The organism is Ancylobacter polymorphus, from assembly GCF_030813495.1.
Taxonomy (GTDB): domain Bacteria; phylum Pseudomonadota; class Alphaproteobacteria; order Rhizobiales; family Xanthobacteraceae; genus Ancylobacter; species Ancylobacter polymorphus.
Genome location: NZ_JAUSUI010000003.1, coordinates 432675 through 457923, shown reverse-complemented (window position 1 = coordinate 457923; position 25249 = coordinate 432675). Strand labels below are relative to the sequence as shown.

The 25249-nt window shown below is 68.6% G+C and carries 20 protein-coding genes and 1 riboswitch; of the genes, 11 read left to right on the top strand and 9 right to left on the bottom strand.

The window, feature by feature from the left end:
• The first annotated feature begins 6 nt into the window (after positions 1-6).
• Positions 7-771, top strand: a complete 765-nt coding sequence (locus tag J2S75_RS09400) for an ABC transporter permease (protein ID WP_307019574.1) — start codon at positions 7-9, stop codon at positions 769-771.
• A gap of 24 nt (positions 772-795) precedes the next feature.
• On the opposite strand, the gene J2S75_RS09395 is transcribed toward J2S75_RS09400, so the two are convergent.
• Positions 796-1566, bottom strand: coding sequence for a siderophore-interacting protein (locus J2S75_RS09395; protein ID WP_307019572.1), 771 nt, complete (start codon positions 1564-1566; stop codon positions 796-798).
• 282 nt (positions 1567-1848) lie between these two features.
• Between J2S75_RS09395 and J2S75_RS09390 the strand changes: the two genes are divergently transcribed.
• The 3 genes from J2S75_RS09390 (at position 1849) to clcA (ending at position 5801) form a co-directional block, all read left to right on the top strand.
• Positions 1849-3036, top strand: a complete 1188-nt coding sequence (locus tag J2S75_RS09390; protein WP_307019571.1) for a winged helix-turn-helix domain-containing protein — start codon at positions 1849-1851, stop codon at positions 3034-3036.
• Between the two features lie 199 nt (positions 3037-3235).
• Positions 3236-3352, top strand: a riboswitch (TPP riboswitch).
• 74 nt (positions 3353-3426) lie between these two features.
• The gene (locus tag J2S75_RS09385) at positions 3427-4377 is read left to right on the top strand and encodes an ABC transporter substrate-binding protein (RefSeq protein ID WP_307019569.1); all 951 of its coding nucleotides are present in this window, start codon (positions 3427-3429) and stop codon (positions 4375-4377) included.
• A gap of 122 nt (positions 4378-4499) precedes the next feature.
• A complete protein-coding gene (gene clcA / locus J2S75_RS09380; RefSeq protein WP_307019568.1) occupies positions 4500-5801 on the top strand; it encodes a H(+)/Cl(-) exchange transporter ClcA in 1302 nt (433 codons plus the stop codon).
• Positions 5802-5805: 4 nt separating this feature from the next.
• Here the strand turns inward: clcA and J2S75_RS09375 are convergent, their stop codons facing one another.
• The 4 genes from J2S75_RS09375 to phnC form a co-directional block, all read right to left on the bottom strand.
• Positions 5806-7554, bottom strand: coding sequence for an ABC transporter ATP-binding protein/permease (locus J2S75_RS09375; RefSeq protein WP_307019567.1), 1749 nt, complete (start codon positions 7552-7554; stop codon positions 5806-5808).
• Positions 7555-7865: 311 nt separating this feature from the next.
• Positions 7866-8690: a phosphonate ABC transporter, permease protein PhnE gene (phnE, locus tag J2S75_RS09370; RefSeq protein ID WP_307019566.1), complete on the bottom strand. Its 825-nt coding sequence runs from the start codon at positions 8688-8690 to the stop codon at positions 7866-7868.
• 136 nt (positions 8691-8826) lie between these two features.
• Positions 8827-9831 (bottom strand): phosphonate ABC transporter substrate-binding protein, encoded by a 1005-nt coding sequence (phnD, locus tag J2S75_RS09365; protein WP_307019565.1) that lies wholly within the window; start codon positions 9829-9831, stop codon positions 8827-8829.
• Positions 9832-9845: 14 nt separating this feature from the next.
• Complete coding sequence (gene phnC, locus J2S75_RS09360; RefSeq protein WP_307019563.1) at positions 9846-10688, bottom strand: phosphonate ABC transporter ATP-binding protein; 843 nt, start codon at positions 10686-10688, stop codon at positions 9846-9848.
• Positions 10689-10882: 194 nt separating this feature from the next.
• Here phnC and J2S75_RS09355 point away from each other — a divergent pair, with 194 nt between their 5' ends.
• A complete protein-coding gene (locus tag J2S75_RS09355; protein ID WP_307019562.1) occupies positions 10883-12301 on the top strand; it encodes a DUF1254 domain-containing protein in 1419 nt (472 codons plus the stop codon).
• A gap of 99 nt (positions 12302-12400) precedes the next feature.
• Positions 12401-12862: a hypothetical protein gene (locus J2S75_RS09350; protein WP_307019561.1), complete on the top strand. Its 462-nt coding sequence runs from the start codon at positions 12401-12403 to the stop codon at positions 12860-12862.
• Positions 12863-12945: 83 nt separating this feature from the next.
• Here the strand turns inward: J2S75_RS09350 and J2S75_RS09345 are convergent, their stop codons facing one another.
• On the bottom strand, positions 12946-13977 hold the full coding sequence (locus J2S75_RS09345) for a hypothetical protein (protein WP_307019560.1): 1032 nt from the start codon (positions 13975-13977) through the stop codon (positions 12946-12948).
• Between the two features lie 9 nt (positions 13978-13986).
• Positions 13987-15645, bottom strand: a complete 1659-nt coding sequence (locus tag J2S75_RS09340) for an electron transfer flavoprotein-ubiquinone oxidoreductase (RefSeq protein WP_307019559.1) — start codon at positions 15643-15645, stop codon at positions 13987-13989.
• 114 nt (positions 15646-15759) lie between these two features.
• Between J2S75_RS09340 and J2S75_RS09335 the strand changes: the two genes are divergently transcribed.
• The 3 genes from J2S75_RS09335 (at position 15760) to cydB (ending at position 19346) form a co-directional block, all read left to right on the top strand.
• The gene (locus tag J2S75_RS09335; protein ID WP_307019558.1) at positions 15760-16677 is read left to right on the top strand and encodes a uracil-DNA glycosylase; all 918 of its coding nucleotides are present in this window, start codon (positions 15760-15762) and stop codon (positions 16675-16677) included.
• Positions 16678-16914: 237 nt separating this feature from the next.
• Entirely contained in the window at positions 16915-18324 is a 1410-nt protein-coding gene (locus tag J2S75_RS09330) for a cytochrome ubiquinol oxidase subunit I (RefSeq protein ID WP_307019557.1), read from the top strand.
• Positions 18321-19346: a cytochrome d ubiquinol oxidase subunit II gene (gene cydB / locus J2S75_RS09325; protein WP_307019556.1), complete on the top strand. Its 1026-nt coding sequence runs from the start codon at positions 18321-18323 to the stop codon at positions 19344-19346. Before J2S75_RS09330 ends, cydB begins: the two co-directional genes overlap by 4 nt.
• A 109-nt stretch (positions 19347-19455) precedes the next feature.
• On the opposite strand, the gene rnhB is transcribed toward cydB, so the two are convergent.
• A complete protein-coding gene (gene rnhB / locus J2S75_RS09320) occupies positions 19456-20091 on the bottom strand; it encodes a ribonuclease HII (protein ID WP_307019555.1) in 636 nt (211 codons plus the stop codon).
• 130 nt (positions 20092-20221) lie between these two features.
• On the opposite strand from rnhB, the gene J2S75_RS09315 reads away from it, so the two are divergent.
• Positions 20222-20845, top strand: a complete 624-nt coding sequence (locus J2S75_RS09315; protein ID WP_307019554.1) for a MarC family protein — start codon at positions 20222-20224, stop codon at positions 20843-20845.
• A 47-nt stretch (positions 20846-20892) separates the two neighbouring features.
• Here J2S75_RS09315 and J2S75_RS09310 read toward each other — a convergent pair whose 3' ends face one another.
• The gene (locus J2S75_RS09310; protein ID WP_307019553.1) at positions 20893-22890 is read right to left on the bottom strand and encodes an acetoacetate--CoA ligase; all 1998 of its coding nucleotides are present in this window, start codon (positions 22888-22890) and stop codon (positions 20893-20895) included.
• Positions 22891-23114: 224 nt separating this feature from the next.
• On the opposite strand from J2S75_RS09310, the gene J2S75_RS09305 reads away from it, so the two are divergent.
• The gene (locus J2S75_RS09305; protein WP_307019552.1) at positions 23115-25106 is read left to right on the top strand and encodes an AsmA family protein; all 1992 of its coding nucleotides are present in this window, start codon (positions 23115-23117) and stop codon (positions 25104-25106) included.
• Positions 25107-25249 lie beyond the last annotated feature (143 nt).

The window sequence follows — 25249 nt, the reverse complement described above, 5'->3', positions numbered from 1 at the left end:
TGCCTCATGGCCGCCATCGGGCGCGCGCTCGCCGTCACTCTCGTTCTGCTCGGCCTGTGGGAAGGTGCGGTGCGCCTCTTCGCCGTCCCCGCCTACATCCTGCCCGGCCCGCTTCGCATCGGCATGACAGCGTGGGACAATGCCGGCATCCTCGCCCATAATGCCGGCATCACGCTGGGCGAGATGCTGCTCGGCCTCGCCTGCGGCTCGCTTCTCGGCATCGCCTGCGCACTCGCCATGGCGGCCTCGCCGCTCGCCCGCCGCGCCATGCGGCCGGTACTGCTGGTGGCGCAGGCACTGCCGGTCTTCGCCATCGCCCCGCTGCTGGTCATCTGGTTCGGCTTCGGCCTTGCCTCCAAGATCGTGATGGCGAGCCTCATCATCTTCTTTCCCGTCGCCTCGGCCTTTCACGACGGGCTGGCGCGCACGGAGGCCGGGCTGGTCGATCTCGCCCGGCTCAACGGCGCCGGCATCCTCACGACGCTGCGCTTCATCCGCATTCCCGCCGCGCTGCCGGCGCTCGCCTCCGGGCTGAAGGTCGCCACCGCGGTCGCCCCCATCGGCGCGGTGGTGGGCGAATGGGTCGGCGCCTCGGCCGGGCTCGGCTATCTCATGATCTATTCCAATGCCCGCATGCAGACCGACATGGTGTTCGCCGCGCTCGCCGTGCTGCTCGCCATGGCGCTGATCCTGTTCACGCTGGTCGATCGCGGGCTCACGCGGCTGCTGCCCTGGGCGCCGGAGACCAACGCCGGCAACGCACCCGCCTGAGCGGGCGGTATCGCCTCAACTGCTTCACCCCATCTTCTCATGCGCGTCGGCCTGGCCCAGCACCCAGTAGCCGGCCGCCTTGATCCAGCCGACCGGGACGCCGCGCCGCTCGGTCAGATAGGCCCGCACCGCCCGCGCCACGGCCGCCTCGGCCGCGAGCCAGACATAGGTGGCCGGCGCCAGATCCATCGTCTCAAGTTCGGCGATGAACGGTGCGGCCTCGCTCACCGCACTGGCCGGGCGATGGATCCAGCGCGGTTCGAGTGTTGCCGCCGTGGCGAAACGCTGCTCCTCGCCGGCGCCCGTCACCGCGACAAGGCTGGTGAGGCGCGCGCCCGCAGCCGCCTCCTCGATGCGCCGGCCAATCGCCGGCAGCGCCGTCTCGTCGCCGATGAGGAGCCAGCGTGCCACTGCGGCGTCCTCGACCACGGCGGAGCCGCGCGGCCCGAGCACGTCGAGCCGGTCGCCCGGCCGCGCCGCCATCGCCCAAAGCGTGGCGGGCCCGGCCTCGTGCAGCGCGAAGTCGAGGGTGAGTTCGCGCCGCGCCGCATCGAAGCGCCGGGGCGTGTAGTCGCGCCGCTCCTCCGTCCCGTCCGGCCGGGTGATGGCGACCTTCACATGGTCGTCCGGCGCGGCGCTGACGAAATCGGCAAGCTCCTCGCCGCCGAGCACAAGGCGGAGCATAGCGGGAGTCACCCGCTCGACGGAGAGTACGGTGAGGCGGCGCCGCTTCGGCTCGAAGCGGTGGCGGGTCAGGGTGGGGGCGGCGGGGAAAACGGGGCTGGCAACGTTCATCTCGGGTCCTCTCCGGCCATGGACGCGCCGGCAGGACAAAGTCGCGCCGATCACGTCCCGAAGGCCGTTCGATCATGCGCGTTGAGTGACGTTAACGCTTACGTGCACGCGCGCGGTTCACCGGAGATGCCCGTCGGCACTTCCGGCCTGCACCGCGCTCCGCGTGCAGTTGCCGCCCTTTGTAATTTGCGCCGCCGCCTCCCGCAACGGCCGGCGGCTCACGAGCGCGCGCGTTTCGTACTCCATCTGTTCCCATCGCCTGCCGCGTCCTAAGATCAGCCCATGACGATTCGCCTCTCGAACAGCGATGCCCGCCGCGTCTTCCTCGCCACCCAGGGCCTCAGCCGCCCGCGCGGGGCGCTGAGCAAGGCCGGGCTGCTGGAACTGATCGAGGCCATCGGTTTCGTGCAGGTGGACAGCATCGCCACGGTGGAGCGGGCGCATCATCACATCCTGTTCGCCCGCAACCCCGGCTATAAGCGGGAGCATCTCACGGCACTGCTCGAAAAAGACCATGCGCTGTTCGAGCACTGGACGCATGATGCGGCCATCATCCCCAGCACCTTCTTTCCCTTTTGGAAGCACCGCTTCGCCCGCGCGAAAGCGACGCTCGCCGCGCGCTGGCGCTCATGGCACGAGAACGGCTTCGAGACCTATGTCGACCATGTGCTGGAACGGGTGCGCCGCGAAGGGCCGCTGATGGCGCGGCATTTCGAGGCCGAGAAGCGCCCGCCCGGCGGCTGGTGGAACTGGCACCCGGAAAAGACGGCGCTGGAATATCACTGGCGCACCGGCGCGCTGGCCATTGCCGGGCGCGAGGGTTTCCAGAAGGTCTATGACCTCACCGAGCGGGTCATCCCCGCCCGGCATCGCGAGGCCGAGGTCGATGAGGCCGCCTTCATCGACTGGTCCTGCGCGTCGGCGCTGCAGCGGCTCGGCTTTGCCACCCATGGCGAGATCGCCGCCTTCTGGGACCTCGTCACGCCGGCCGAGGCGAAAGCCTGGGTGGAAACGAACCGCGACCGGCTGGAGCCGGTGCTGATCGAGGGGGTGGACGGCAAGCCCCGCGCCTCGCACGCCTTCGCCGACAGCGCCGCCCTGTTCGCCTCGCTGCCGGCCCCGCCGGCGCGGCTGCGGGTGCTGAGCCCGTTCGACCCGCTGCTGCGCGACCGCGCCCGGGCGGAACGGCTGTTCGGCTTTTCCTACCGCATCGAGGTGTTCGTGCCGGCGGAAAAGCGTGTCTATGGCTATTACGTCTTCCCGATCCTGGAAGGCGACCGCATGGTCGGGCGCCTCGACATGAAGGCGGACCGCAAGGCCGGCACGCTCGATGTGCGCCGGCTGTGGCTGGAGCCGGGCGTGCGCGCCTCCGCCGGGCGGCTCGACGCGCTCGACACTGAGCTCACCCGCCACGCCCGCTTCGCCGGGGTGGAGCGCATCGTCTATGCCGAGGGCTGGCGGGGGGAGTGAGATGGTCGCCCGTCGCCCACCCCTCATTCCTCCCCACTCTTCCTCATCCCCGGCTTGACCCGGGGACCCAGACCTTTCACCGCGCCCCCCGTCACTGGGTGCCCGGGTCAAGCCCGGGCATGAGGGCCACGCCGTTGTCTGCGCCCGGCTCTGCCCGGCACGCCCCCATTTGCCCCTGCCCGGCCGCTCTGTTAGCCTGCGCGCGTCCGAGGGGTGTCCCGCGATCCTCACCGATCAAGGGGCTGAGATGGCAGAAGCCAGACCCTTTGAACCTGATCCGGGTCATGCCGGCGAAGGGACGGAGCGACGGCGGGGCCCCACGCGGTGCGTGACTCCCGCGCCGGATTTCCCCCGAAAGCTCGCGCCGGGTCTCCAACTGGGAGGAGATCCATGTTCAAGAACCTCGCCGCCCGCACCGGCGGCCTCATCGTCGCCCTGTCGCTCTCGCTGGCGCCCGCCGCTGCGGCGGACAAGCTCACCGTCCTGCTCGACTGGTATGTGAACCCCGACCACGCGCCGCTGATCATCGCACAGGAAAAGGGGCTGTTCAAAGCCCATGATCTCGATGTCGAGCTGGTGGCCCCGGCCGATCCCGCCGCCCCGCCGCGCCTCGTCGCCGCCGGTCAGGCGGATGTGGCGGTGAGCTACCAGCCGAGCCTCTATCTGCAGGTGAAGGAAGGCCTGCCGCTGGTGCGCTTCGGCACGCTCATCTCCACCCCGCTCACCGCGCTGGTGGCGCTGAAGGACGGCCCGGTGAAGTCGCTCGCCGATCTCAAGGGCAAGACGGTGGGCTATTCCGTCGCCGGGCTGGAAGACGCGCTGCTCGGCACCATGCTGGCGAGCGCCGGGCTGAAGCCGACCGACGTCACCATGATCAACGTCAATTTCGCCCTCTCTCCCGCGCTCATTGCCGGCAAGGTCGATGCGGTGATCGGCGCCTATCGCAATTTCGAACTCACCCAGATCCGGCTGGAAGGCAAGGAAGGCGTCGCCTTCTTCCCGGAGGAGCACGGCGTGCCTGTTTTCGACGAGCTGATCTATGTCACCCACAAGGACAAGCTCGCCGATCCGCGCCTCAAGCGGTTCCTGGCGGCGGTGGAAGAAGCCACAATCTACATCCTCAACCACCCCGAGGAAGCCTGGGGCGTGTTCGTCAAAGCCAATCCGAAGCTCGACGACGAGCTGAACCGCACCGCCTGGACCGACACGCTGCGCCGCTTCGCCCATGCCCCGGCGGCGCGGGACGAGGGCCGCTATGTCCGCTTCGGCGAGTTCATGAAGAGCCACGGCCTGATCGACACGGTCGAGCCGGCCAGCGTCTACACCCCCGCTTTGCCCTGAGGCGGAGGCGCCACGCCGTCATGGCCGGGCACGACCCGGCCATGACGGTCGCATCATGCCTTCCGATCCCCGCCCGGCGATGCTAACCGATGCGGGGGCCGTTGGGACGCGGAAGGGCGGGCATGGGAAATCTGGCGTATCACCTCGTGGCGATCGGCGTGGGCACTGTCGTCGGCGTTCTCGGCTCGGCCTTTCATGTCGGCGTCGAGAAACTCACCGCCGCCTGGCCGGCCTATCTCGACACCGGGCTGGGGTTGGACGGGCTTCCGCTCTACGCCGCCGCCGCTCTGGTCGCCGCCGCCATGACGCTGGTCTCGCTCTGGCTCGTGCGCACCTTCGCGCCGGAAGCCAGCGGCTCCGGCGTGCCGGAGATCGAGGGGGCGATGGAAGGGCTGCGCGAGGTGCGCTGGCACCGCGTGCTGCCGGTGAAGTTCGTTGCCGGCCTGCTGTCACTTTCCTCCGGCATGGTGCTGGGGCGCGAGGGGCCGACCATCCATATCGGCGCCTCCGTCGCCAAGGCGGCCTCCGATTTGATGAAATGGTCCGGCGAGGACATGCGCGGCCTGCTCGCCGCCGGCGGCGCGGCCGGCCTTGCCGCCGCCTTCAACGCCCCGCTCGCCGCCGTGCTGTTCGTCATCGAGGAAACGCGCCGGCAGTTCCCCTATTCCTCGCGCACCTATATCGCCGTGGTGCTGGCCTCCATCGCCAGCGCCATCGTCACCGAATATCTCACCGGCAGCCGTCCCTATATGCTGCTGGAAGCGGTCACCATTCCCTATGTCTGGCTGCCGGCCTTCGCCGTCTTGGGCGTGATCCTCGGCGGGGCCGGCTTCGTGTTCAACCGCACGCTGGTGTGGTCGCTCGACCATGTCCGCCGGCTCGGCCAGCGCAGCTCCTTCTACATCTTCCCGAGCTTTGTCGGCCTCACCGTCGGCGTGCTGATGTTCGTGCGGCCGGAGGCGACGCAGGGCGGCGAATTGCTGGCGGTGCAGCTGACGCGCGAGAACCTGCCGCTCGCCATGCTGGTGTTCGTGGTGCTGCTGCGCTTCGTCATGACCATGGCGAGCTATTCCACCGGCGTCGCCGGCGGCATCTTCGCGCCGATCCTCGCTTTGGCGACCACGATCGGCCTGTGCTACGGCACCACGCTCGACCTGTTCTTCACCTTGCCCGACCTCGCGCACACCACCTTCGCCATCGCCGCCATGGGCGGGCTGTTCGCCGCCACCATAGGCGCGCCGCTGGTCGGCATGGTGCTGGTGCTGGAACTCACCAGCGCCTATGCGGTGCTGGTGCCGGTCATGATCACCGCCATCTTCGCCCATATGGTGTTCCTCGCGCTCGGCGGGCGGCCGATCTACGAGATCCTGCTGGAACGCACCCTCGCCATCGAGGCGGAGGCCCGCGCCGCCGCCTCGCGCTGATCGCTCACGCCGCCGCCGGCGCCGGCGGAAGATCGGTCAGCCGCGCCGGCCCCTCGCCCTCGCGGGTCAGCACCAGCTGGCGCTCATGCTGCTCGATCAGCGTCGAGCGGTGGCCGATGGAGAGCATCGCGGTCTGCGGCAGCCGCGCCCGCAGCAGGCGGTAGAGCGCCGCCTCGCTCGCCTCGTCGAGCGCCGAGGTCGCCTCGTCGAGCAGCAGCACGTCGGGCGCCACCAGCAGCGCGCGGGCGACCGCGAGGCGCTGCTGTTCGCCTCCGGAGAGGATCGAGGCCCAGGGCCCGCTCTCGTCCAGCCGCGCGGCCAGCGCCGGCAGGCCCACCGCTTCCAGCGCCTCGCGCAGGCGCTCGTCGTCATAGTTCTCCAGCGGGTCGGGATAGGCGAGCGCGCCGCGCAGCGTGCCGAAGGGAAGATAGGGCCGCTGCGGCAGGGTCAGCACCCGCGCGCCGGGCGCCACCGCCACCTCGCCATGGCCGTGCGGCCAGATGCCGGCGATGGCGCGCAAGAGCGTGCTCTTGCCGCTGCCCGAAGGGCCGGTGAGCAGCACCCGCTCGCCGCGCGCCAGATCCAGCGCCGCCACTTCCAAGAGCGCCCGCCCGTCCGGCAGCCGCACCTCCATGGCCTGCGCCGAAAGCGGCGCCGGCCCGTGCGCCGGCACGCGGCGGAAGTCGCTGCGCAGCGCCTCGGCCTGCGTCTCCTGCACCGAGCGTTCGAAACCGACGAGGCGGTCGACCACCGATTTCCACTCCGCCAGCGTGGTATAGGCGTTGATGAAGAAAGAGAACGAGCTTTGCACCTGACCGAAGGCGGAGGCGGTCTGCATCAGCTGGCCGAGCGGGATCGCGCCGGTGAAATAGGCCGGCGCGACCACCACGAAGGGGAACACGGTCGAGAGCTGGCCATAGCCTGACGTGAACCAGGTCAGGCGCTTCTGCGCGACCATGATGCCCCAGTAATTGTGCACCACATGGCCGAAGCGGGAGAGCAGGCGCTCGCGTTCCACCGGACCGCCCTGCATGAGTGCGATCTGCTCGCCATTCTCGCGCACCCGCACCAGATCGACGCGGTAATTCGCCTCATAACGCTGCTGGTCGTAGTTCAGCTTGATCAGCACCTGGCCGATGAGATGGGTGAGATAGGTGCCGAGCGCCGCATAGGCGAAGGCGGCCCAGACGAGATAGCCGGGGATTCTCCAGTCGGCGCCGAACAGGTTGAAGGAGAAATCGCCCGACAGGCCCCACAGGATCACCGCGAAGGAAGCGAGCGTCATCACCGCGTTCAGCACGCCGAGGAACAGGCTGAGCGTCTGGGTGACATAGGAGCTGATATCTTCGGCGATGCGCTGGTCGGGGTTGTCAGCTTCGTCGCCCTTCAGCCGCATGCGGTAATGGGTCTCGTCCGCCAGCCAGGCGGTGAGGTATTTCTCCGTCATCCAGGTCCGCCAGCGTATCTGCAGCCACTGGCGCAGATAAATCTGGTACACCGCCACGGCGATAGCCACCGCCGCATAGAGCGCGAAGATCCAGAGCTGGTGGACGAAGGCGGGATAGTTCTTCTCCTGGATCGCATTGTAGAACACCGCGTTCCACTCGTTGAGCAGCACGATCACATAGACCCAGCCGACCTCCAGCGCGATGATCGCCGCCAGCAGCGCCCCGCCGCGCCAGCGGTCCTCGCCGCGGAAATAGGGGATGGAGAGCCGCCAGACATCGGCGAGCAGGGAACGAAGGGCGTGCAAGGGGGCTACTCCGGGCAGAGGTCGCGATCCGCTCATCTACGCCGGGCGAAGCTGGCGGGACCGTGTCCGCCACATTACCGATTGGAGAGCTTGCGTACCATGCCGGGCTACCGCCGCCCCTAGAGCACGCGCCGATCAGCTTGCATCGCAAGCTGATCGGATAACGCGTTCTCTATCTTGGAGTTAGAGGGCGATTTACCGAGCAGATTGATTCAATCTGATCGGATCGCACTCTAGCGTGCGAAACGGCAAAAGCGCGGACGCCGGGCGTCCGCGCTTCTGATGGAATTGGGGTGCCCGGAGGCGCGCGGTCAGATGAACTTCTTGCGGATGCGCTGGCTCACCATGTCGAGCGCGGTCACGGTGATGATGACGATGATCAGGATCGCCGAGGCCTGCGAATAGAGGAAGCCGCGCATGGTCTCGTTGAAGGTCATGCCGATGCCGCCGCCGCCGACGATGCCGAGCACGGTGGCGGAGCGGACATTGGATTCGAAGCGGTAGAGCGCATAGGAAATCCACAGCGGCAGCACCTGCGGCAGCACGCCATAGATGATTTCCTGCAGCCAGGTGCCGCCCGTGCCGCGGATGCCCTCCACCGGCGCGGGGTCGATGGCCTCCACCGCCTCGGAGAACAGCTTGGCGACCACGCCGGTGGTGTGGATGAACAGCGCCAGCACGCCGGCGAAGGGGCCGAGGCCGACGGCGGCGATGAAGATCAGCGCGAAGACGAGTTCGTTGATGGCGCGGCAGGCGTCCATCAGCCGGCGGATGACGAAGGCCAGCCAGTGCGGGGCGACATTCTCGGCCGAGAGGATGCCGAGCGGAATGCCGGCGATGACGGCGAGCAGCGTGCCCCAGATGGCGATCGCCAGCGTCTCCAGCATGGCGTTGGCGTAGACATCCCAATCGGTGAAATCAGGGCGCAGGAAGTCGGCGCCGAGCGTCGCCATGTTGCCGGCGTCGCGGACGAGCTGCGCCGGGTTCATTTCCGCCTCGTACCAGGCGGCGACCAGCACCACGATGGTGAGCGCCGCGACCGCGAGACGGAACAGGCGTGTGCCCAGCGGTGTCACCGGCGGGGCGGGCATGGTGCGCGTGGCGGTGCGGTGGGCGGCGTCGGCGGCGGCAAACATTGGCTATCCCCGTGAGCGTCGTGCGGCCTGAATCGTCGGCGGCTCTGTCACAGCGATCCCGGACCGGCCCTTCGGCCGTCCGGGATACGTGTGTCGATGGCGAGAAGGCGGGACCGGACGAGCGGCCCCGCGCGTCTCACATGGCGGGGAACTTCTTCTGCTCTTCCACCAGCGCGGCGAGCTTGGCGTCGATCTCGCTGATCTTCTTCGCCTTCTCGTCGGCCGAGAGCTTGTCGTCGTTCTGCAGCTTCACCTTGGCCTTGAACAGCTCAAGCTGGCGGACCGGCAGCAGCTGGGCGTCGGAGGAGGCGAGGAACGGGCCCCAGCCATCGGAGGTCTTGGCGAGAACTTCGCGGGCGTGGGCGACTTCCTCGTCGGTGCCGAGGCGGCCATAGCTCATGAAGAAATAGTAGATCTTCGCCTTGAGATCGTTCGGCAGGTCCTTGCGCCAAATGATCGGGTCGCCGGCGATCAGCGGCGAGCGCCAGATTTCCTTGATCTTGGCGGCTTCTTCCGGACGGGTCTGCTGCAGGCGGGTGATGTTTTCGGTGTTGTTGGTGGCGAAGTCGACCTGCTTGTTGGCGACCGAGAGCAGGTTGGCTTCATGGTTGCCGGCCACGACGCGCTTGTAGCACTTGTTCGGGTCGACATTGTTCAGCGCGAAGACGTAGTAGCTGGGGACGAGGAAGCCCGAGGTGGAGTTCGGGTCGCCATTGCCGAAGTTGAAGCCCTTCGAGCAGTCGAGCACGTCCTTCAGCTCGTTCAGGTCCTTGCGGTCGGCATTGGTGACGATGAGGGCGTAATAGCCCGAGGAACCGTCCGGCTTGGCGGTCTTGACGAACACTTCGCCATTGGCGCGGTCCACCGCTTCCATGCCCGACTTGTTGCCGAACCAGCCGATATCGACCTTCTTGAAGCGCATGCCTTCGATCACGCCGGCATAGTCGCCGACGAAGAAGGGCTTCACCGGAATGCCGATGGCCTTTTCCATGTCCTTGAGCAGGGGCTCGAAGCTCTTGGCGAGGTTGGCCGAGGACTCGGTGGAGATGAAGCCGAAGTTCAGCTCCTTGATCTCTTCGGCGCGAACCGGGGTGCTCGCGAGAGCGGCCAGCGCGAGGCCGGCGGCGATGAGACGCTTCATGGGGGTTGCTCCTGTCAGGAAACGGTCTGGGTGGAGGGAGCGGCATCGGCGGGCGCCGGCACCACGAACTGGCTGGGCAGGATCAGCTCCTCGGCGCTGGCGCCGTAGAGTTCGGTCAAAAAGGCCGCGTTGATCTGCGAGGCGGGCCCATCGAACACGACCTTGCCGGCGTTCATCGCCACGACGCGGTCGAAATAGGCGGTGGCGTAGTCCACCTGATGCAGCGAGACGACCAGCGCGATGCCGTGGTCGCGGCTCATCGTCACGAGCGTATCCATCACCCGCTTGGCGCTCTTGGGGTCGAGCGAGGCGATCGGCTCGTCGGCGAGCACCAGCTTGGCGCCCTGCACCAGCGCGCGGGCGATGGCGACGCGCTGCTGCTGGCCGCCGGAAAGCTCGCGGGCACGCTTGGCCGCGTGCTGGGCGATGCCGACCTCGGCGAGCGCGGCATAGGCGGTGCGGCGTTCATCGGCGTTGAACAGGCCGAGCGTGCCGCGCAGCGCGTTCATCCGCCCGAGCGCGCCGACCAGAACATTGGTCAGCACGGAAAGCCGGCCGGACAGCGCGAATTGCTGGAAGACGAGGCCGATATGGCGGCGGGCGCTGCGCACTTCGCTGCTGAGCTTGCCGCCTTCCTGCACCTTGACGCCGAAGGAGTGCACGGCACCGGAACCGGCGCCGTTGCGGTCGGCCAGGATGAGGCCGGAAGCGAGACGGATCAGCGTCGACTTGCCGGAGCCCGAGGCGCCGATGAGGGCGACACGCTCGCCGGGCTGAATGGTGAGCGAGACATTCTCCACCGCACGCATCTGCCCGTAGGTCTTGCTCACTCGGTCGAGTTGAAGGGCTGCCGCCATCGGAGCTCCGCCGGCCTGTTGAAGACCGGCTTGGGGTAGTCGCCCCCGGTGACGGGTGGATGAAACCGGGATTACAGTTTCATGACATCCCCCATCCAGCTGCGGCAGGGCCTTGCGCCGCCTCAAAACGGCACGCTGCCTCGGCGGTACAATGGCGCCGCCAAGCGCCGTCAAGGCGCTGCGAGGAGGAAGGCATGAAAGCGATTGCAAGGCGCGCCGCCGCGCTGATGGCGGCATTTCTGGCGGCTGGCACCCCGGCCCGCGCCAGCGAGGGCCCGGACGAAGCGACGATTGCGCGCGACGCCTATATCTATCTCTACCCGCTCGTCACCATGGAAGTGACGCGCCAGCAGCTCATCAACCTGCCGCCGTCCTCCGGCCTCGGCGGGCCGATGAACGTGTTCGTCAATGTGCCGGGCTTTCCCACCGCCGAGATGAAGACGGTGGTGCGGCCCAATTTCGACACGCTCTATTCCTCCGCCTGGCTCGACCTCTCCGCCGGGCCGCTGGTGATCTCCGCCCCCGACACGCAGGGCCGCTACTACCTGTTGCCGATGCTGGACATGTGGACCGACGTGTTCGCCTCGCCGGGTTGGCGCACCACCGGCACGGCGGCGGCGGACTATCTCCTCACCCCGCCCGGCTGGAGCGGCGACGTGCCCGCCGGCCTCACCCGCATCGCCGCGCCGACGCCCATTGTCTGGATCATCGGCCGCACCAAGACCGACGGGCCGGCCGATTATGCCGCCGTGCACAAGGTGCAGGCCGGCTTTCGCGTCACCCCGCTCGCCGCCTGGGGCCGCGCGCCGGAGCCGCCGCCGGTGCAGAAGATCGACCCGGCGGTGGATGTGAAGACCCCGCCGAAGCTGCAGGTGGACGGCATGAGCGGCCCCGCCTTCTTCGCCAAGGCGGCCGAGCTGCTGAAGCTGCACCCGCCGCACCTCACCGACCAGCCGATCCTCGCCCAGATGAAGCGTCTCGGCCTCGTGCCCGGTGCCTCGTTCGATGCGCGCGCGCAGTCGCCCTCGGTGAAGGCCGCCATCGACGCCGCCCCCGCGCGCGCGCAAGAACTGATGGCGTGGAAGGTGCCGACGCTCGCCGACGTGGTGAACGGCTGGAGCATGAATGTCGACACGATGGGCGTGTACGGCAATTACTATCTCAAGCGCGCCATCGTCGCGCAGCAGGGCCTCGGCGCGAATCTGCCGGAAGACGCCATCTACCCGCTCAACTTCGTCGATGCCGGCGGGCACCCGCTGGACGGGACGCACCGCTACACGGTGCGCTTCCCGCCCGGCCACCAGCCCCCGGCGGATGCGTTCTGGTCGGTCACGCTCTATGACGCGGCCGGCTACCAGGTCGCCAACCCGCTCGACCGCTTCGCCCTGTCGAGCTGGATGCCACTGAAGACCGAGCCGGACGGCACGCTGGTGCTCTACATCCAGCCCGACAGCCCCGGCGCGGACCGCGAATCGAACTGGCTGCCGGCGCCGAAAGGCCCGTTCAACCTCACCATGCGCCTCTACGCCCCGCGCACCGACGCGCTGACCGGGCGCTGGAATCCGCCTGCGGTCACGCGCGCCGGCGCGGTGCTGCCGCTCGGCACGCCGTGAACCGCCCCCGCGATTGACAGCGCCCCATTCCCCGGCTCCAACTGCCGCCGGGGAATGGGAATGCGGGAGAAGGCTCTTCCGCCGCACGGGGAATGGCGCATGTATTACGTGTTGGTCGCGGTGACGATGGTCGTGGCGCCGCTGATGAGCATCGCGGCCGAATACCCCAACATCACCGGGCTCGGCAGCTTCATCGTCATCGCCACCAAATGGTTCGCCTTCTGGGCGGTGGGCGTGCGGCTGCTGCTGGCGGGCCTGTCGCAGATTCTCAAGCCCGGCTTCACCCTCAAGGGCATTCTCGGCGTCGACGCGCCGGGCGCGCATGTGGTGGTGCAGGAACTCGGCTTCGCCAATGTCTCCCTCGGCCTCGCGGGGCTGTTGTCGATCCTGTTCTCGATCTGGGCGCTGCCGGTGGCCTTCATCGGCGGGCTGTTCCTCGGCCTCGCCGGCATTAATCACCTGATGCGCCCGCACCGCACCATGCATGAGAACGTCGCCATGGTGACCGACCTCTGGGCCGCCGCCATCCTGCTGGCCGTGTTCCTGTTCAGCCTGTTCTGAAGGTTGCGGGCCGCGCCTCAGCGCGGCAGGACTTCAACTCCAGGCCGCGCCTCTGCGCGGCAAGAGCGAACCAAGGCCGCGCCTCAGCGCGGCCGAAACCCGACATAGCCGCCCTCGCCGTCGAACAGCACGTCGAAGCCGTTCAAGAGGTGGTAGCTGGTGTTGACGAAGGTGCGGTCCGCCGCCACCCGCAGATGGATCGCGCTCGGCGTCACCGGCCCGCCATCCCCCGCGCTGAAGCTGTAGAGCGGGAAGGCGCTCTCTTCCGTGCCGATGCTGATGGCGACCTGCGTGCCCGGAGGCAGCGTGCCTTGCGCCCCCTGCGCCTGCGCTTCCGGCACCGTCATGTACATCACCGACACGCCGGTATCGACCAGTACCGTGCCGCAGGCCGGCGGCGTGGCGCCGTTCAGCGAAATGCAGGCGGGCAGCGGCGCCCAGTCCGTGCCATCGGGCCGCCGCTCCAGCTTCACATAGCGGAAGGCGCCGCGCGTATTGGCGGCGGTGAGCCCGACATGCACGCCCTCGGGCGAGAGAATATAGCCCTGCCGCCGCTCGCCGCCGGTCACATGCAGCAGCGGGTTCTTGTCCGGCGTGCTCTGGCTCTGGCTGTCGCCCTCGCGGGCGAAGCCGACACCGACCATGGCGATGTTGCGCGGCGAGGTGGTGGGCTGGCAGACACGGGCATAGTCGAGGCACTGCACTTCGGTGACGACGAGCACCGGCAGCGGATCGGTGGTGACGCTCGCCCCCTCGCGGCCGGAAAGCGTGACCGGCATCACCACCCACTGGCCCAGCATCACCCGGCCGGAGCTGGAATAGGTGAGCTTGGCCGGCCCCAGCGAGGGCATGGTCTCGAAGCCGGGGACGAATTCGGCCGCCACCACGATGCCGGTGGAACCGGAATCGATCACCGCCCGCAGCGGCCGCCCGCCGAAGGAGAGGCCGATGCGCGGCACGCCGTCGATCTCGCCCGACTCGGCGTTGAGGTAGCGCAGGAACAGCCCTTCCCGGTAGGGGGCGTAGTCGGGCTTCTCCTGCGCCCGCGCCGGCAGGCCGCCCCCCATGAACAGGCTGGCCCCGATCGCCAGGGCGGCGAGAACACGGCTCCGCATCGTCGTTCCTCACATATTGGGATAGTTCGGCCCGCCCCCGCCTTCCGGCGCCACCCAGGTGATGTTGCGGTTCGGGTCCTTGATATCGCAGGTCTTGCAGTGGACGCAGTTCTGCGCGTTGATCACGTAGCGCGGGCCCGCGCCCTCCTCCACCCATTCATAGACGCCCGCCGGGCAGTAGCGCGCCGACGGCCCGGCATAGACATCGTGTTCCGAGGCTTTCTGCACCGTCATGTCGGCGACTTTGAGGTGGATCGGCTGGTCTTCCTCGTGATTGGTGTTGGACAGGAACACCGAGGACAGCCGGTCGAAGGAAACGACGCCATCCGGCTTGGGGTAGTCGATCCGCTTCGCCTTTGCGGCCGGCACCAGCGTCGCCGAATCCGGCTTGCCATGCGCCAGCGTGCCGAAGGGCGAGACGCCCAGCAGCGTGTTCAGCCACATATCGACCCCGCCCAGCGCGATACCGATGGCGGTGCCGAGCTTCGACCACAGCGGCTTGGCGTTGCGCACCTTCCACAGATCGCGCCCGATGGCGGACTGGCGCCAGCCGGCCTCATAGCCCGCGAGTTCGTCATGCTGGCGCCCCTCACCGAGCGCCTTCACCACCTCGGCGGCGGCGAGCATGCCGGAATGCACCGCATTATGGCTGCCCTTGATCCGCGGCACATTGACGAAGCCGGCGGCGCAGCCGATCAGCGCCCCGCCGGGGAACACCAGCTTCGGCACCGACTGGTAGCCGCCCTCTGTAATGGCGCGGGCGCCATAGGAAATCCGCTTGCCGCCCTCCAGCGTCTCGCGCACCAGCGGATGCGTCTTGAAGCGCTGGAATTCCTCGAAGGGCGAGAGCCAGGGATTGGCGTAGTTGAGGTGGACGACGAAGCCCACCATCACCTGCCGGTCTTCCATATGGTAGAGGAAGGAGCCGCCGCCGGTGGCGTTGTCGAGCGGCCAGCCGAAGGAATGCTGCACCAGCCCCGGCCGGTGCCTGTCCGCCGGCACGGTCCACAATTCCTTGAGGCCGATGCCGTATTTCTGCGGCTCGCGCCCGGCATCGAGGCCGTAGCGGGCAATGAGCTGCTTGGAGAGCTGGCCGCGCGCGCCTTCCGCGAACAGCGTGTATTTGGCCCTGAGTTCCATGCCGCGGGTGAAGCGGTCGGTGATCGCGCCGTCGCGGCCGATCCCCATGTCACCGGTGGCGATGCCGACGACCGCGCCGTCCTCATACAGCACCTCGGCGGCGGCGAAGCCGGGATAGATCTCGACGCCCACCCCCTCCGCCTTGGCCGCGAGCCAGCGGCAGACATTGCCGAGCGAGCCGATATAGGCGCCGTGATTGTTCATCAGCGGCGGCATCAGCGCATTGGGCAGGCGCAGCGAGCCGGCGGGGCCGAGGAAATAGAAGCGGTCATCCGTCACCGGGGTCTTCAGCGGCGCGTCGGCCTCCGCGCGCCAGTCCGGGAACAGCATGTCGAGCCCGGAAGGGTCCACCACCGCGCCGGAGAGGATGTGCGCGCCGACCTCCGATCCCTTCTCGACCACCACCACCGAGAGATTTTCGTCCAGCTGCTTGAGCCGGATCGCCGCCGCGAGCCCCGCCGGCCCCGCGCCGACGACCACCACGTCGAACTCCATCGCCTCGCGTTCGGGCAGTTCCGCCGCATTCATTCCGTCTCTCCGCTCCCGCCGGGTGCTGATTGGACTTCTTCCACGCTTGCCCCGGCCTGACAACTCTCCCCGCGACGGATAGGATCACCGCTCCGACGGGATAGAATGCACCTGATGAGTTCGACACTTAGCGATAGCGGGAGCGGCGACGACTGGGCGGGCGACCGCGACGCCCTCGCCGACATTCTCGCCTTCCATCTGGAGGCGGGAGTCGATGTCGCGCTGGGCGAAGAGCCGGTGAACCGCTTCGCCGAGAGCGAGGCGAGCCGCGCCGCCCCATCCACCGCCCCGGCACGCGACGCCTCGCGCCCGGCGCTGACCCGTGCGCCCGCATCCCCCCCGGCGGACGAGCCGGCCGCGCGCCGCGCCGTCGCGCCCGCCCCTGCCCTGCTCAGCCCCGCCGCCCCGCCGCCGCCGGATGTCGCCGCGCTGGAGGCCCGCGAAGCCGCCGCCTCCGCCCCGGACCTCGACGCGCTGCGGGCGCTGCTGGAGAGCTTCGACGGCTGTCCGCTCAAGCACACCGCCACCCGCCTCGTCTTCGCCGATGGCAATCCGGCGGCGCGGCTGATGCTGGTGGGTGAGGCGCCGGGGCGCGAGGAGGATATCGAGGGCAAGCCCTTTGTCGGCCGCTCCGGCAAGCTGCTCGACCGCATGCTGGCGGCGATCGGCATCGACCGCACGAGCGCTTACATCGCCAATGTCGTGCCCTGGCGCCCGCCGGGCAACCGCACGCCGACCCCGCAGGAAACCGCCATCTGCCTGCCCTTCATCCGCCGGCAGATCGAACTGGCGAACCCGGACATCCTCGTCTGCCTCGGCGGCCCCTCGGCGCAGACCCTGCTCGGCATACGCGACGGAATCACCAAGGCGCGCGGGCGCTGGATGGCGTACGATACCGGCCGCCGGGTCATCCCCGCGCTGGCCACCTTCCACCCCGCCTATCTCCTGCGCACGCCGCTCGGCAAGCGCATGGCCTGGCGCGACCTGCTCGCCATCGAGGCGAAGCTGGCGGAAAAGCCCGACGGCGCCTAGAGCATTTTCGAGCGACGCGGGCTCCGGTCCGCATGAAGAAAATGCGTCAAATCAACAAGCTGGAGCACGTCCGGTGAACGGGCTTTCACCGGACGTGCTCTGGCTTTCGCCCCAGCGCCGGCGTGCACCTCAGACAATTTGACCATGGTGCGGCTGATTTGAGTCATTCCATTGACGCGCCCGGCGGCTTACCCTGCCGGCGTCACCCTCGCTGGTGGTGACTGCGGAGTGTGAGCGATGGAACTAGATCCCACAATGTTGGCGCGCATTCAGTTCGCCTTCACTGTCTCCTTCCACATCATCTTTCCCAGCTTCACCATCGGCCTCGCCGCCTATATCGCGACGCTGGAGCTGCTGTGGATCGGCACCGGGCATGAGCGCTATCACCGCATCGCCCGCTTCTTCACCAAGATCTTCGCCGTCTCCTTCGCCATGGGCGTGGTGTCCGGCATCGTGCTGTCCTACCAGTTCGGCACGAATTGGAGCCATTTCTCCCGTGTGGTCGGCAATGTCATCGGCCCGCTCATCGGCTATGAGGTGCTGACCGCCTTCTTCCTGGAAGCGACCTTCCTCGGCATCATGCTGTTCGGCTGGAACCGGGTGCCGCGCGGCCTGCACGTGTTCTCCTGCGTCATGGTCGCGGTCGGCACCACGCTTTCCGCCTTCTGGATTCTCTCCGCCAATAGCTGGATGCAGACCCCCGCCGGGCACGAGATCATCGACGGCGTCGCCCATCCCGTGGACTGGCTGGCGGTGATCTTCAACCCGAGCTTCCCCTACCGCCTCGCCCATATGGTGACGGCCTGCTACCTCACCACCGCCTTCGTGGTGCTGGCGGTGGGCGCGCGCTATGTCTATTCCGGCCGCTACCCGGAAGACGGGCGCACCATGATGCGCATGGCGCTCGGCCTCATCGCCATTCTCGCGCCGCTGCAGGCCTTCATCGGCGACGCGCACGGGCTGAACACGCTCGCGCACCAGCCGGCCAAGATCGCCGCCATCGAGGCGCATTGGCAGAACGAGCCCGGCGCCAGCGGCGTGCCGCTGGTGCTGTTCGCCTGGCCCAATGAAGCGGAAGAGCGCAACGACTACCAGATTGCCATCCCGCATCTGGGCAGCCTCATCCTCACCCATAGCTGGGACGACACCTTCAAGGGGCTGAAGGAATACCCGCGCGACGAGCGCCCGCCGGTCGCCGTGCCGTTCTTCGCCTTCCGCGTCATGGTCGGGCTCGGCATCGTCATGATCCTCGTCGGCTGGCTCGGCGTGTTCCTGCTCTGGCGGCACCGGCTGTTCGAAACCGACTGGTATCTCGCCCCGCTGCAGCACATCTGGCCCATCGGCTTCGTCACCATCCTGTCCGGCTGGTTCGTCACCGAGGTCGGCCGCCAGCCCTGGGTCGCCTATGGCATATTGCGGACGGCGGACGCGATCTCGCCGGTCGAGGGCTGGGCGGTGGCCACCACGCTGGCGCTGTTCGTCTTCGTCTACGGCATCGTGTTCTCCGGCGGCATCTACTACATCAACCGCCTGATCGCCCGCGGCCCGCAGGGTTCCGCCGTCGAGCCGCCGGAAGGCGTGCCGAGCCGTCCGCTCGCCTCGGCGCACAAGGCGACGCGCGCCGCCATCAACCATCCGGGGGAATGAACATGACCGGCCTTGGCATGGAATGGTATCTGCCCGTCATCTGGTCGCTGCTGCTGGCCGTCGCCATCGCCATGTATGTGGTGCTGGACGGTTTCGACCTCGGCATGGGCATTCTCTTCCCCTTCGCGGCCAGCGAGACCGAGAAGGATCAGATGATGAGTTCCGTCGCCCCGTTCTGGGACGGCAACGAAACCTGGCTCATCCTCGGCGGCGGCGGCCTTTTGGTCGCCTTCCCCCTCGCCTACTCCATCGTCATGCCGGCGCTGTATCTGCCGGTCATCTTCATGCTGCTGGCGCTGGTTTTTCGCGGCGTCGCCTTCGAGTTCCGCCATGTCGCGGACACCAGCCGCTTCCTGTGGAACATCGCCTTCGCCGGCGGCTCGACGCTCGCCGCCTTCTTTCAGGGCGTGCTGCTGGGCGGCTTCGTTCAGGGCATCAAGGTGGAGAACAACGCCTTCGCTGGCGGCCCGCTGGACTGGCTCACCCCCTTCGCCCTGCTGTGCGGCGTCGGCGTGGTGGCCGGCTATGCGCTGATCGGCTGCGTGTGGCTGGTCATGAAGACCGACGGCGCCGCCGCTGCCCGTGCGCGGGCGCGGGCCAAGCTGCTGCTGCCGGCGGTGCTCGTCTTCATGGGCATTGTCAGCCTGTGGACGCCCATCGCCTTCCCGCGCATCGCCGAGCGCTGGTTCACCACGCCGAACCTGTTCTACCTCGCGCCGGTGCCGCTGCTCACGCTGGTGCTGGCCTATGCGGTGTGGCGCTGGCTGGAGAAGGGCCATGACAATCTGCCCTTCTTCGGCGTCATCGGCCTGTTCCTGCTCGGCTATGTCGGCATCGGCGTGTCGATCTTCCCCTATCTGGTGCCGCCCTCGCTCACCGTGTGGGAAACCGCCGCCGCCCCGGCGAGCCAGGTGTTCATGCTCATCGGCACCATCTTCATGCTGCCGGTGATCCTTGGCTACATCGCCTTCGTCTACTGGCTGTTCCGCGGCAAGGTGCGCGAGGGCGAGGGCTACCACTAAAGCACGCGCGGCGGGCGGCTGATCCGGCCCGCCGCCTGTTGCCCGCCGCCTGCCTGTTGCCCGCCGCCTGTTGCCCGCCTCTCCTGCCCGCTGCCTCTTCCCTCGCGGCTCAGGCCGCCGGGGTTTCGCCGAGGCGCAGGCGGATCGGCGCGAACGAGGTGCGGTGGTGGCGGCACACGCCGAGCGCCGCCAGAGCCTGCTGATGCTCGGGCGTGCCATAGCCCATATGGCGCTCGAAGCCATAGCCGGGATGGGCGGCGCCGAGCGCCCCCATCAGCCGGTCGCGCGTCACCTTGGCGACGATGGAGGCGGCGGCGATGGACGCCACCAGCCCGTCGCCGCCGATGATGGTGCGCGCGGCGCAAGGCACCGGCGGCAGGTCGTTGCCGTCCACCAGCACGAGGCGCGGGGTGCAGGCGAGGCCCGCCACCGCGCGGGCCAGCGCCCACAGCGTCGCCTGGCGGATATTGTGGCCGTCGATCCGCGTCGGCGGCGCGAAAGCCAGCGAGACATCGGCGGTGGCGCAGATTTCCTCGAACAGCTTCTCGCGCTGGCCCGCCGACAGCCGCTTGGAATCGTCGAGGCCCACCGGCACCCGCGCGGGATCGAGCACGACCGCGCAGGCCACCACCGGCCCGGCCCAGGGGCCACGCCCCACTTCGTCGACACCGGCCACCGGCACCTCGCCGGCGCGATGGGCGTCCATCTCCCGCGAAAAGTCCGGTTTCTGTCGCGGCTCCGCCATGTGCAGGGTCTCTCATACGATTCGCCGGCGCCGGCGCGCCGGCCGGCACCATGCCCACGGCCCGGCCGCGATGCAACTTGGCGCCGCCGAAGATACCGCTATAAGGCAGAGGCGAACGGGTGGGCGGATCATGAATTGGGCGGAACGCATTCAGGAATTCGTCACCCTGTGGGTGGTGATCGATCCGCTGGGCACGCTGCCCGTTTTCCTCGCCGTCACCACCGGCTTCTCCGCCGCCGATCGCAACAAGGCGGCGGTGCTCTCGGTGATCATCTCCTTCGGCGTGCTGGTGTTCTTCGCCATGGCGGGTAGCTGGCTGCTGCGGGCGATGGATGTGTCGATCGACTCCTTCCAGATCGCCGGCGGCATCGTGCTGTTCCTCTTCGCCCTCACCATGATCCACGGCAAGAGCCACGCCGACCCGCACACGCCGGCCGAGATGAACCCGATGGAAATCGCCATCTATCCCCTGGCGATCCCCTCCATCGCCAGCCCCGGCGCGATGCTGGCCGCCGTGGTGCTTTCCGACAATGCGCGGCACGACTTTCCCGACCGGATGATGACCATCGCCACCTTCAGCCTGGTGCTGCTGGTGACGCTCGCCATCATGCTGGCGGCGGGGCGGCTGGTGAACATCATCGGCCGTGGCGGCGCCTCCATCATCAGCCGGGTGATGGGCATGATCCTCGCTGCGCTGGCGGTGGACCTCATCCTCAGCGCCGCGGCCAAGTGGCTGGACCTGCCGGCGATCTGACGGGTACGCCCTCGGGGCCGCGCCCCGGGAGCCGCATTGATACCGGCCTATTGCGCCAGTTCGGGCCGGTTGCGGAACAGTTCCAGCGATTCCGGGTTGGCCAGCGCCTCGGTGTTCTTCACCGGCCGGCCATGCACCACGTCGCGCACCGCGAGTTCGGTGATCTTGCCGGAACGGGTGCGCGGAATGTCCGCCACCGCGAGAATGCGGGCCGGGACATGACGCGGGCTGGCCCCGGTGCGGATCTGGGTGCGGATGCGCTTGTCGAGTTCGGCGTCGAGCACCGCCCCCTCGCGCAGCCGCACGAACAGCACCACGCGCACGTCATTGTCCCATTCCTGGCCGATGGCGATAGCCTCGACGATTTCCGGGATCTGCTCGGCCTGGGCATAGATTTCCGCCGTGCCGATGCGCACGCCCTGCGGGTTCAGCGTCGCGTCGGAGCGGCCATGGATGATCAGCCCGCCATGCGCGGTCCATTCCGCGAAATCGCCATGGCACCACACATTGGGGAAACGCTCGAAATAGGCGGCGTGGTATTTCGCGCCCTCCGGATCGTTCCAGAACATCACGGGCATGCACGGGAACGGCTTCACGCAGACCAGTTCGCCGCGCTCGCCGGTGACGGGGCGCCCCTCTTCCGACCACACCTCGATCGCCATGCCGAGGCCGGGCGCCTGAATCTCGCCCTTGTAAACCGGCGCGGTGGGATCGCCGAGCACGAAGCAGGAAACGATGTCCGTGCCGCCGGAAATGGAGGCGAGGTGCAGGTCCGGCTTGATCGCCTCATAGACGAAGGCGAAGCTCTCCGGCGCCAGCGGCGAGCCGGTGGAGGTCACCGCCTTCAGCGCCGAGAGGTCATGCGTCGCGCCCGGCCGCACGCCTTCCTTGCGCAGCTGGTCGATATATTTCGCCGAGGTGCCGAACAGCGCGAAGCGCTCCGTCTCGGCATAGTCCCACAGTACCGCGGCATTGGGCGCGAAGGGCGAGCCGTCATACAGGCACAGAGTGAGATCGCTGGCGAGGCCGCTCACCAGCCAGTTCCACATCATCCAGCCGCAGGTGGTGAAGTAGAACAGCCGGTCGCCCGGCGCGAGGTCGCACTGCAGCCGGTGCTCCTTGATGTGCTGGAGCAGCGTGCCGCCGGCGCCGTGCACGATGCACTTCGGCGCGCCTGTCGTGCCGGAGGAGAACAGGATGAAAAGCGGGTGGTTGAAGGGCAGCCGCTCGAAGCTCAGCGGCGCCGGCGCGAAGGGGGCGATGAAGGCGTCCAGCGTCACCCCGTTCGGCAGCGCGCCCGCCACCTCCTCGGCCTGGCCGAGATAGGGCACGATCACCGTCGCCGTGACGCTCGGCAGCTGCGGCACCGCGCCCTTCAGCTTCTCGGCGATGGAGACCGGCTTGCCATTGTACCAATAGCCGTCGCAGGCGACGTAGACCTTCGGCTCGATCTGGCCGAAGCGGTCGAGAATGCCGCGCTCACCGAAATCCGGCGAGCAGGAGGAAAACACCGCGCCGAGCGAGGACGCCGCCAGCATCACCGCGATCGTCTCCGGCAGGTTCGGCAGGGTCGCCGCCACCCGGTCGCCAACGCCAACCCCGGCCGCGCGCAGCGCCTGCTGCAGCCGCGAGACGAGGTCGGACAATTCGCCGAAGCGCAGCTGGCGCTCCACCTTGTCCTCGCCGCGAAACACCAGCGCCACGCTGTCGCGCTCGCGCGGGCGCAGCAGGTTCTCGGCATAGTTCAGCCGCGCCTCGGGAAAGAAGCGGGCACCCGGCATGCGGTCGCCATCGACCAGCGACGGCCCGCTGCGGCTGCCGATCACCCCGCCGAGGTCCCAGATTTCTTCCCAGAAGGCGTCGGGATGGGCGATCGACCAGGCGTGCAGCCCGCGATAATCGGTGAGCGCGGTGCCGTGCCGGGCATTCACCCGCGCGAGGAAGGCGGCGATCTGCGTGCGCGCCACCCGTTCCGGGCTCGGCGTCCACAAGGGCGCGCTCCCCGCGCTGTCCTGCACCATGCCTGCGTTGCCGTCTGCCCCCATGGCCTTCCTCCCGTTTCAGGCGCCGTTGCGTCGGCGTTTTGCACTGCAACACTCATAGCGCCGGCCACGCCGCCTGTCAGGCCATCAAACAGACACAGAGCGCCAACATGGTGCGGCAACTTTCGGTACGCCAACTGCGCGCGATCCGTACCTCTCCGAGCGCCGCTCTTGCTTGCGCGGCCTGGCTGCGATGGGGTAGCGAGGGCGTGGAGCCTGACGACGCAATGAAGAAATACATTCCATTCCTCCTCGTGCCAGTGGCACTGGCGATGGTGGCGGGAGCGCTTGCGCCCAAGCTCGCCTCCGAGGAAACGCTGCGGGCGCAGGCGGGAGCGATGATCGCCGCCGCCACCGGCGTCGAGCCACGAATCGATGGCCCGGTTTCCTTCACCGTCCTGCCCCGGCCTGCCTTCACCCTTGACGGGGTGAGCCTTGAGGACCCGCGCGCCCGGCTCGAAGCCCCCTCCGTGCGGGTGGTGCTGGACCTGCTGCCTCTGCTCGCCGGCCATGTCCGGGCCGATTCCATCGAACTCCCCGAGGCCCGGCTGGTTCTCGCCGATCCCGGCGACGGGCTGACGGCGCTTGGCGGCTTCATTGCCTCGCTGGGCAGCGCCGATTCGCGCGGTGATCTCGTTGTCACCAATGGCAGCGTCGCCCTCGCCCGTGGCGACGGCACGGAAATGCTGGTTCCCGACGCGAACCTCGCCATTGGCTGGCGCGGCGGGGCGAATGTCACGGTGGCCGGCACCGCTGTCTGGCGTGGCGAGCGGGTGGCGATCGACGGCAAGCTCAGCAATCTGCGCGCGCTGGCGGCGGGCGAGGTCGGCGGGCTCTCCCTGTCGCTCGCCGCGCCGCTGGCCACGGCCAGTTTCACCGGCGGTGCCCGGCTGGCGGGCGGGCCGGTGGTGTCGGGCGATCTCAAGGTCGGCGCCGGAGAGCTGCGTGAGGCGCTGGCCTGGCTTGGCATGGATGCGCCGACCGAACGCGGCTTCGGCCCGTTCGCGCTGCGCGGCATGGCGCTGCTGTCGGCGCAGGGCGTCCAGCTGAGCCAGGCCAAGCTCGATCTCGACGGCAATACCGGCATCGGCGCGTTCAATCTGCGCATCGACGGCCCCCGGCCGATGCTGCAGGGCTCGCTGGCCTGCGAGACCATGGACCTCTCGCCCTATGGCGAACTCAGCCTGTCCAACCCGCATGAGGGCAGCTGGAGCCGCGAGGCGCTCGATCTCGGCCCCGCCCGGGGACTGGACGTGGAACTGCGGCTTTCCGCCGGCCAGGTGCGTCTCGGCGGGGCCAGTTTCCAGCGCATGGCGGCCGCCGCCACCGCCAAGGGCGGGCGGCTGTCGCTCACCATCGGCGAGGCCGAGGCCTGGGGCGGCCTGTTCCGCGCCGCCGTCCAGCTCTCCCCCCGCCCGGCCGGTCCGGGGATGAATGTGCGCCTCGATCTTTCCGCCGACGATGTGGCGCTGGGCCCGGCGCTGAGCGACCTGTTCCGCGTCCAGCGTCTGGAGGGCACCGGCTCGTTCCGGCTCTCGGCCATTGGCGGCGGGGCCAGCATCATGGAGATCGCCGAGGGGCTCGGCGGCGCCTTCACGCTCGGTGGCAGCGAGGGCGCGCTGGTGGGCATCGATGTCGGCCGCATCCTGACCCGGCTGGAAAAGCGGCCGCTGTCCGGCGGCGATCTGCGGGGCGGGCGCACGCCTTTCACCGATATCGTGGTCGATGCCCGCATCGCCGACGGCATCGTCAAGCTCGACCGGCTCGATCTGTCGAGCAGCACGCTGCATGTGGCGCTCACCGGCGAGAGTGCGGTCGCCTCGCGCGGCCTCGATCTTTCCGGCGTCGCCCAGCTGGTGCGTGCCACCTCAGCCGGCAAGCTGGCCAAGGCCGCAGCGCCCGCGCCAGATCCGGCGCCGGTGCCGAATGCCGCGCCGGCGTCGGGCCCCGTGCCCGCCGCGAGCGCGGCAAATGCGGAAAGCGCCGCCCCTTCGGTGGCCGGCGTGGCGGCGAGCCTCGCCGCCGACACGTCGACCCTCGCCGCGAGCGCTGCGGCGCCGGCGGTCACGGTGGCATTCGAGCTACCCTTCATCGTGCGCGGCGACTGGGTGAGGCCGATCCTTCTGCCCGACCCGCAGGCGCTGATCCGCCGCTCCGGCGCCGGCCGCGCGCTGCTCGCGCCGTCGGAAAAACTCGAAGTCTCCGCCCCCGCGCCCTGAGGCTACTCCGCCAGCACCCGCGTCGAGGGGAAGATGCTTCCGGAACGGAGCCGTAGGTTATTGATCTGGCTGGATATTTTCAGCCGTCGATGCGTTGCACTGGACCAGAGAAATGGGTTTTCGTCAAGGTGCCCGCGACTTGG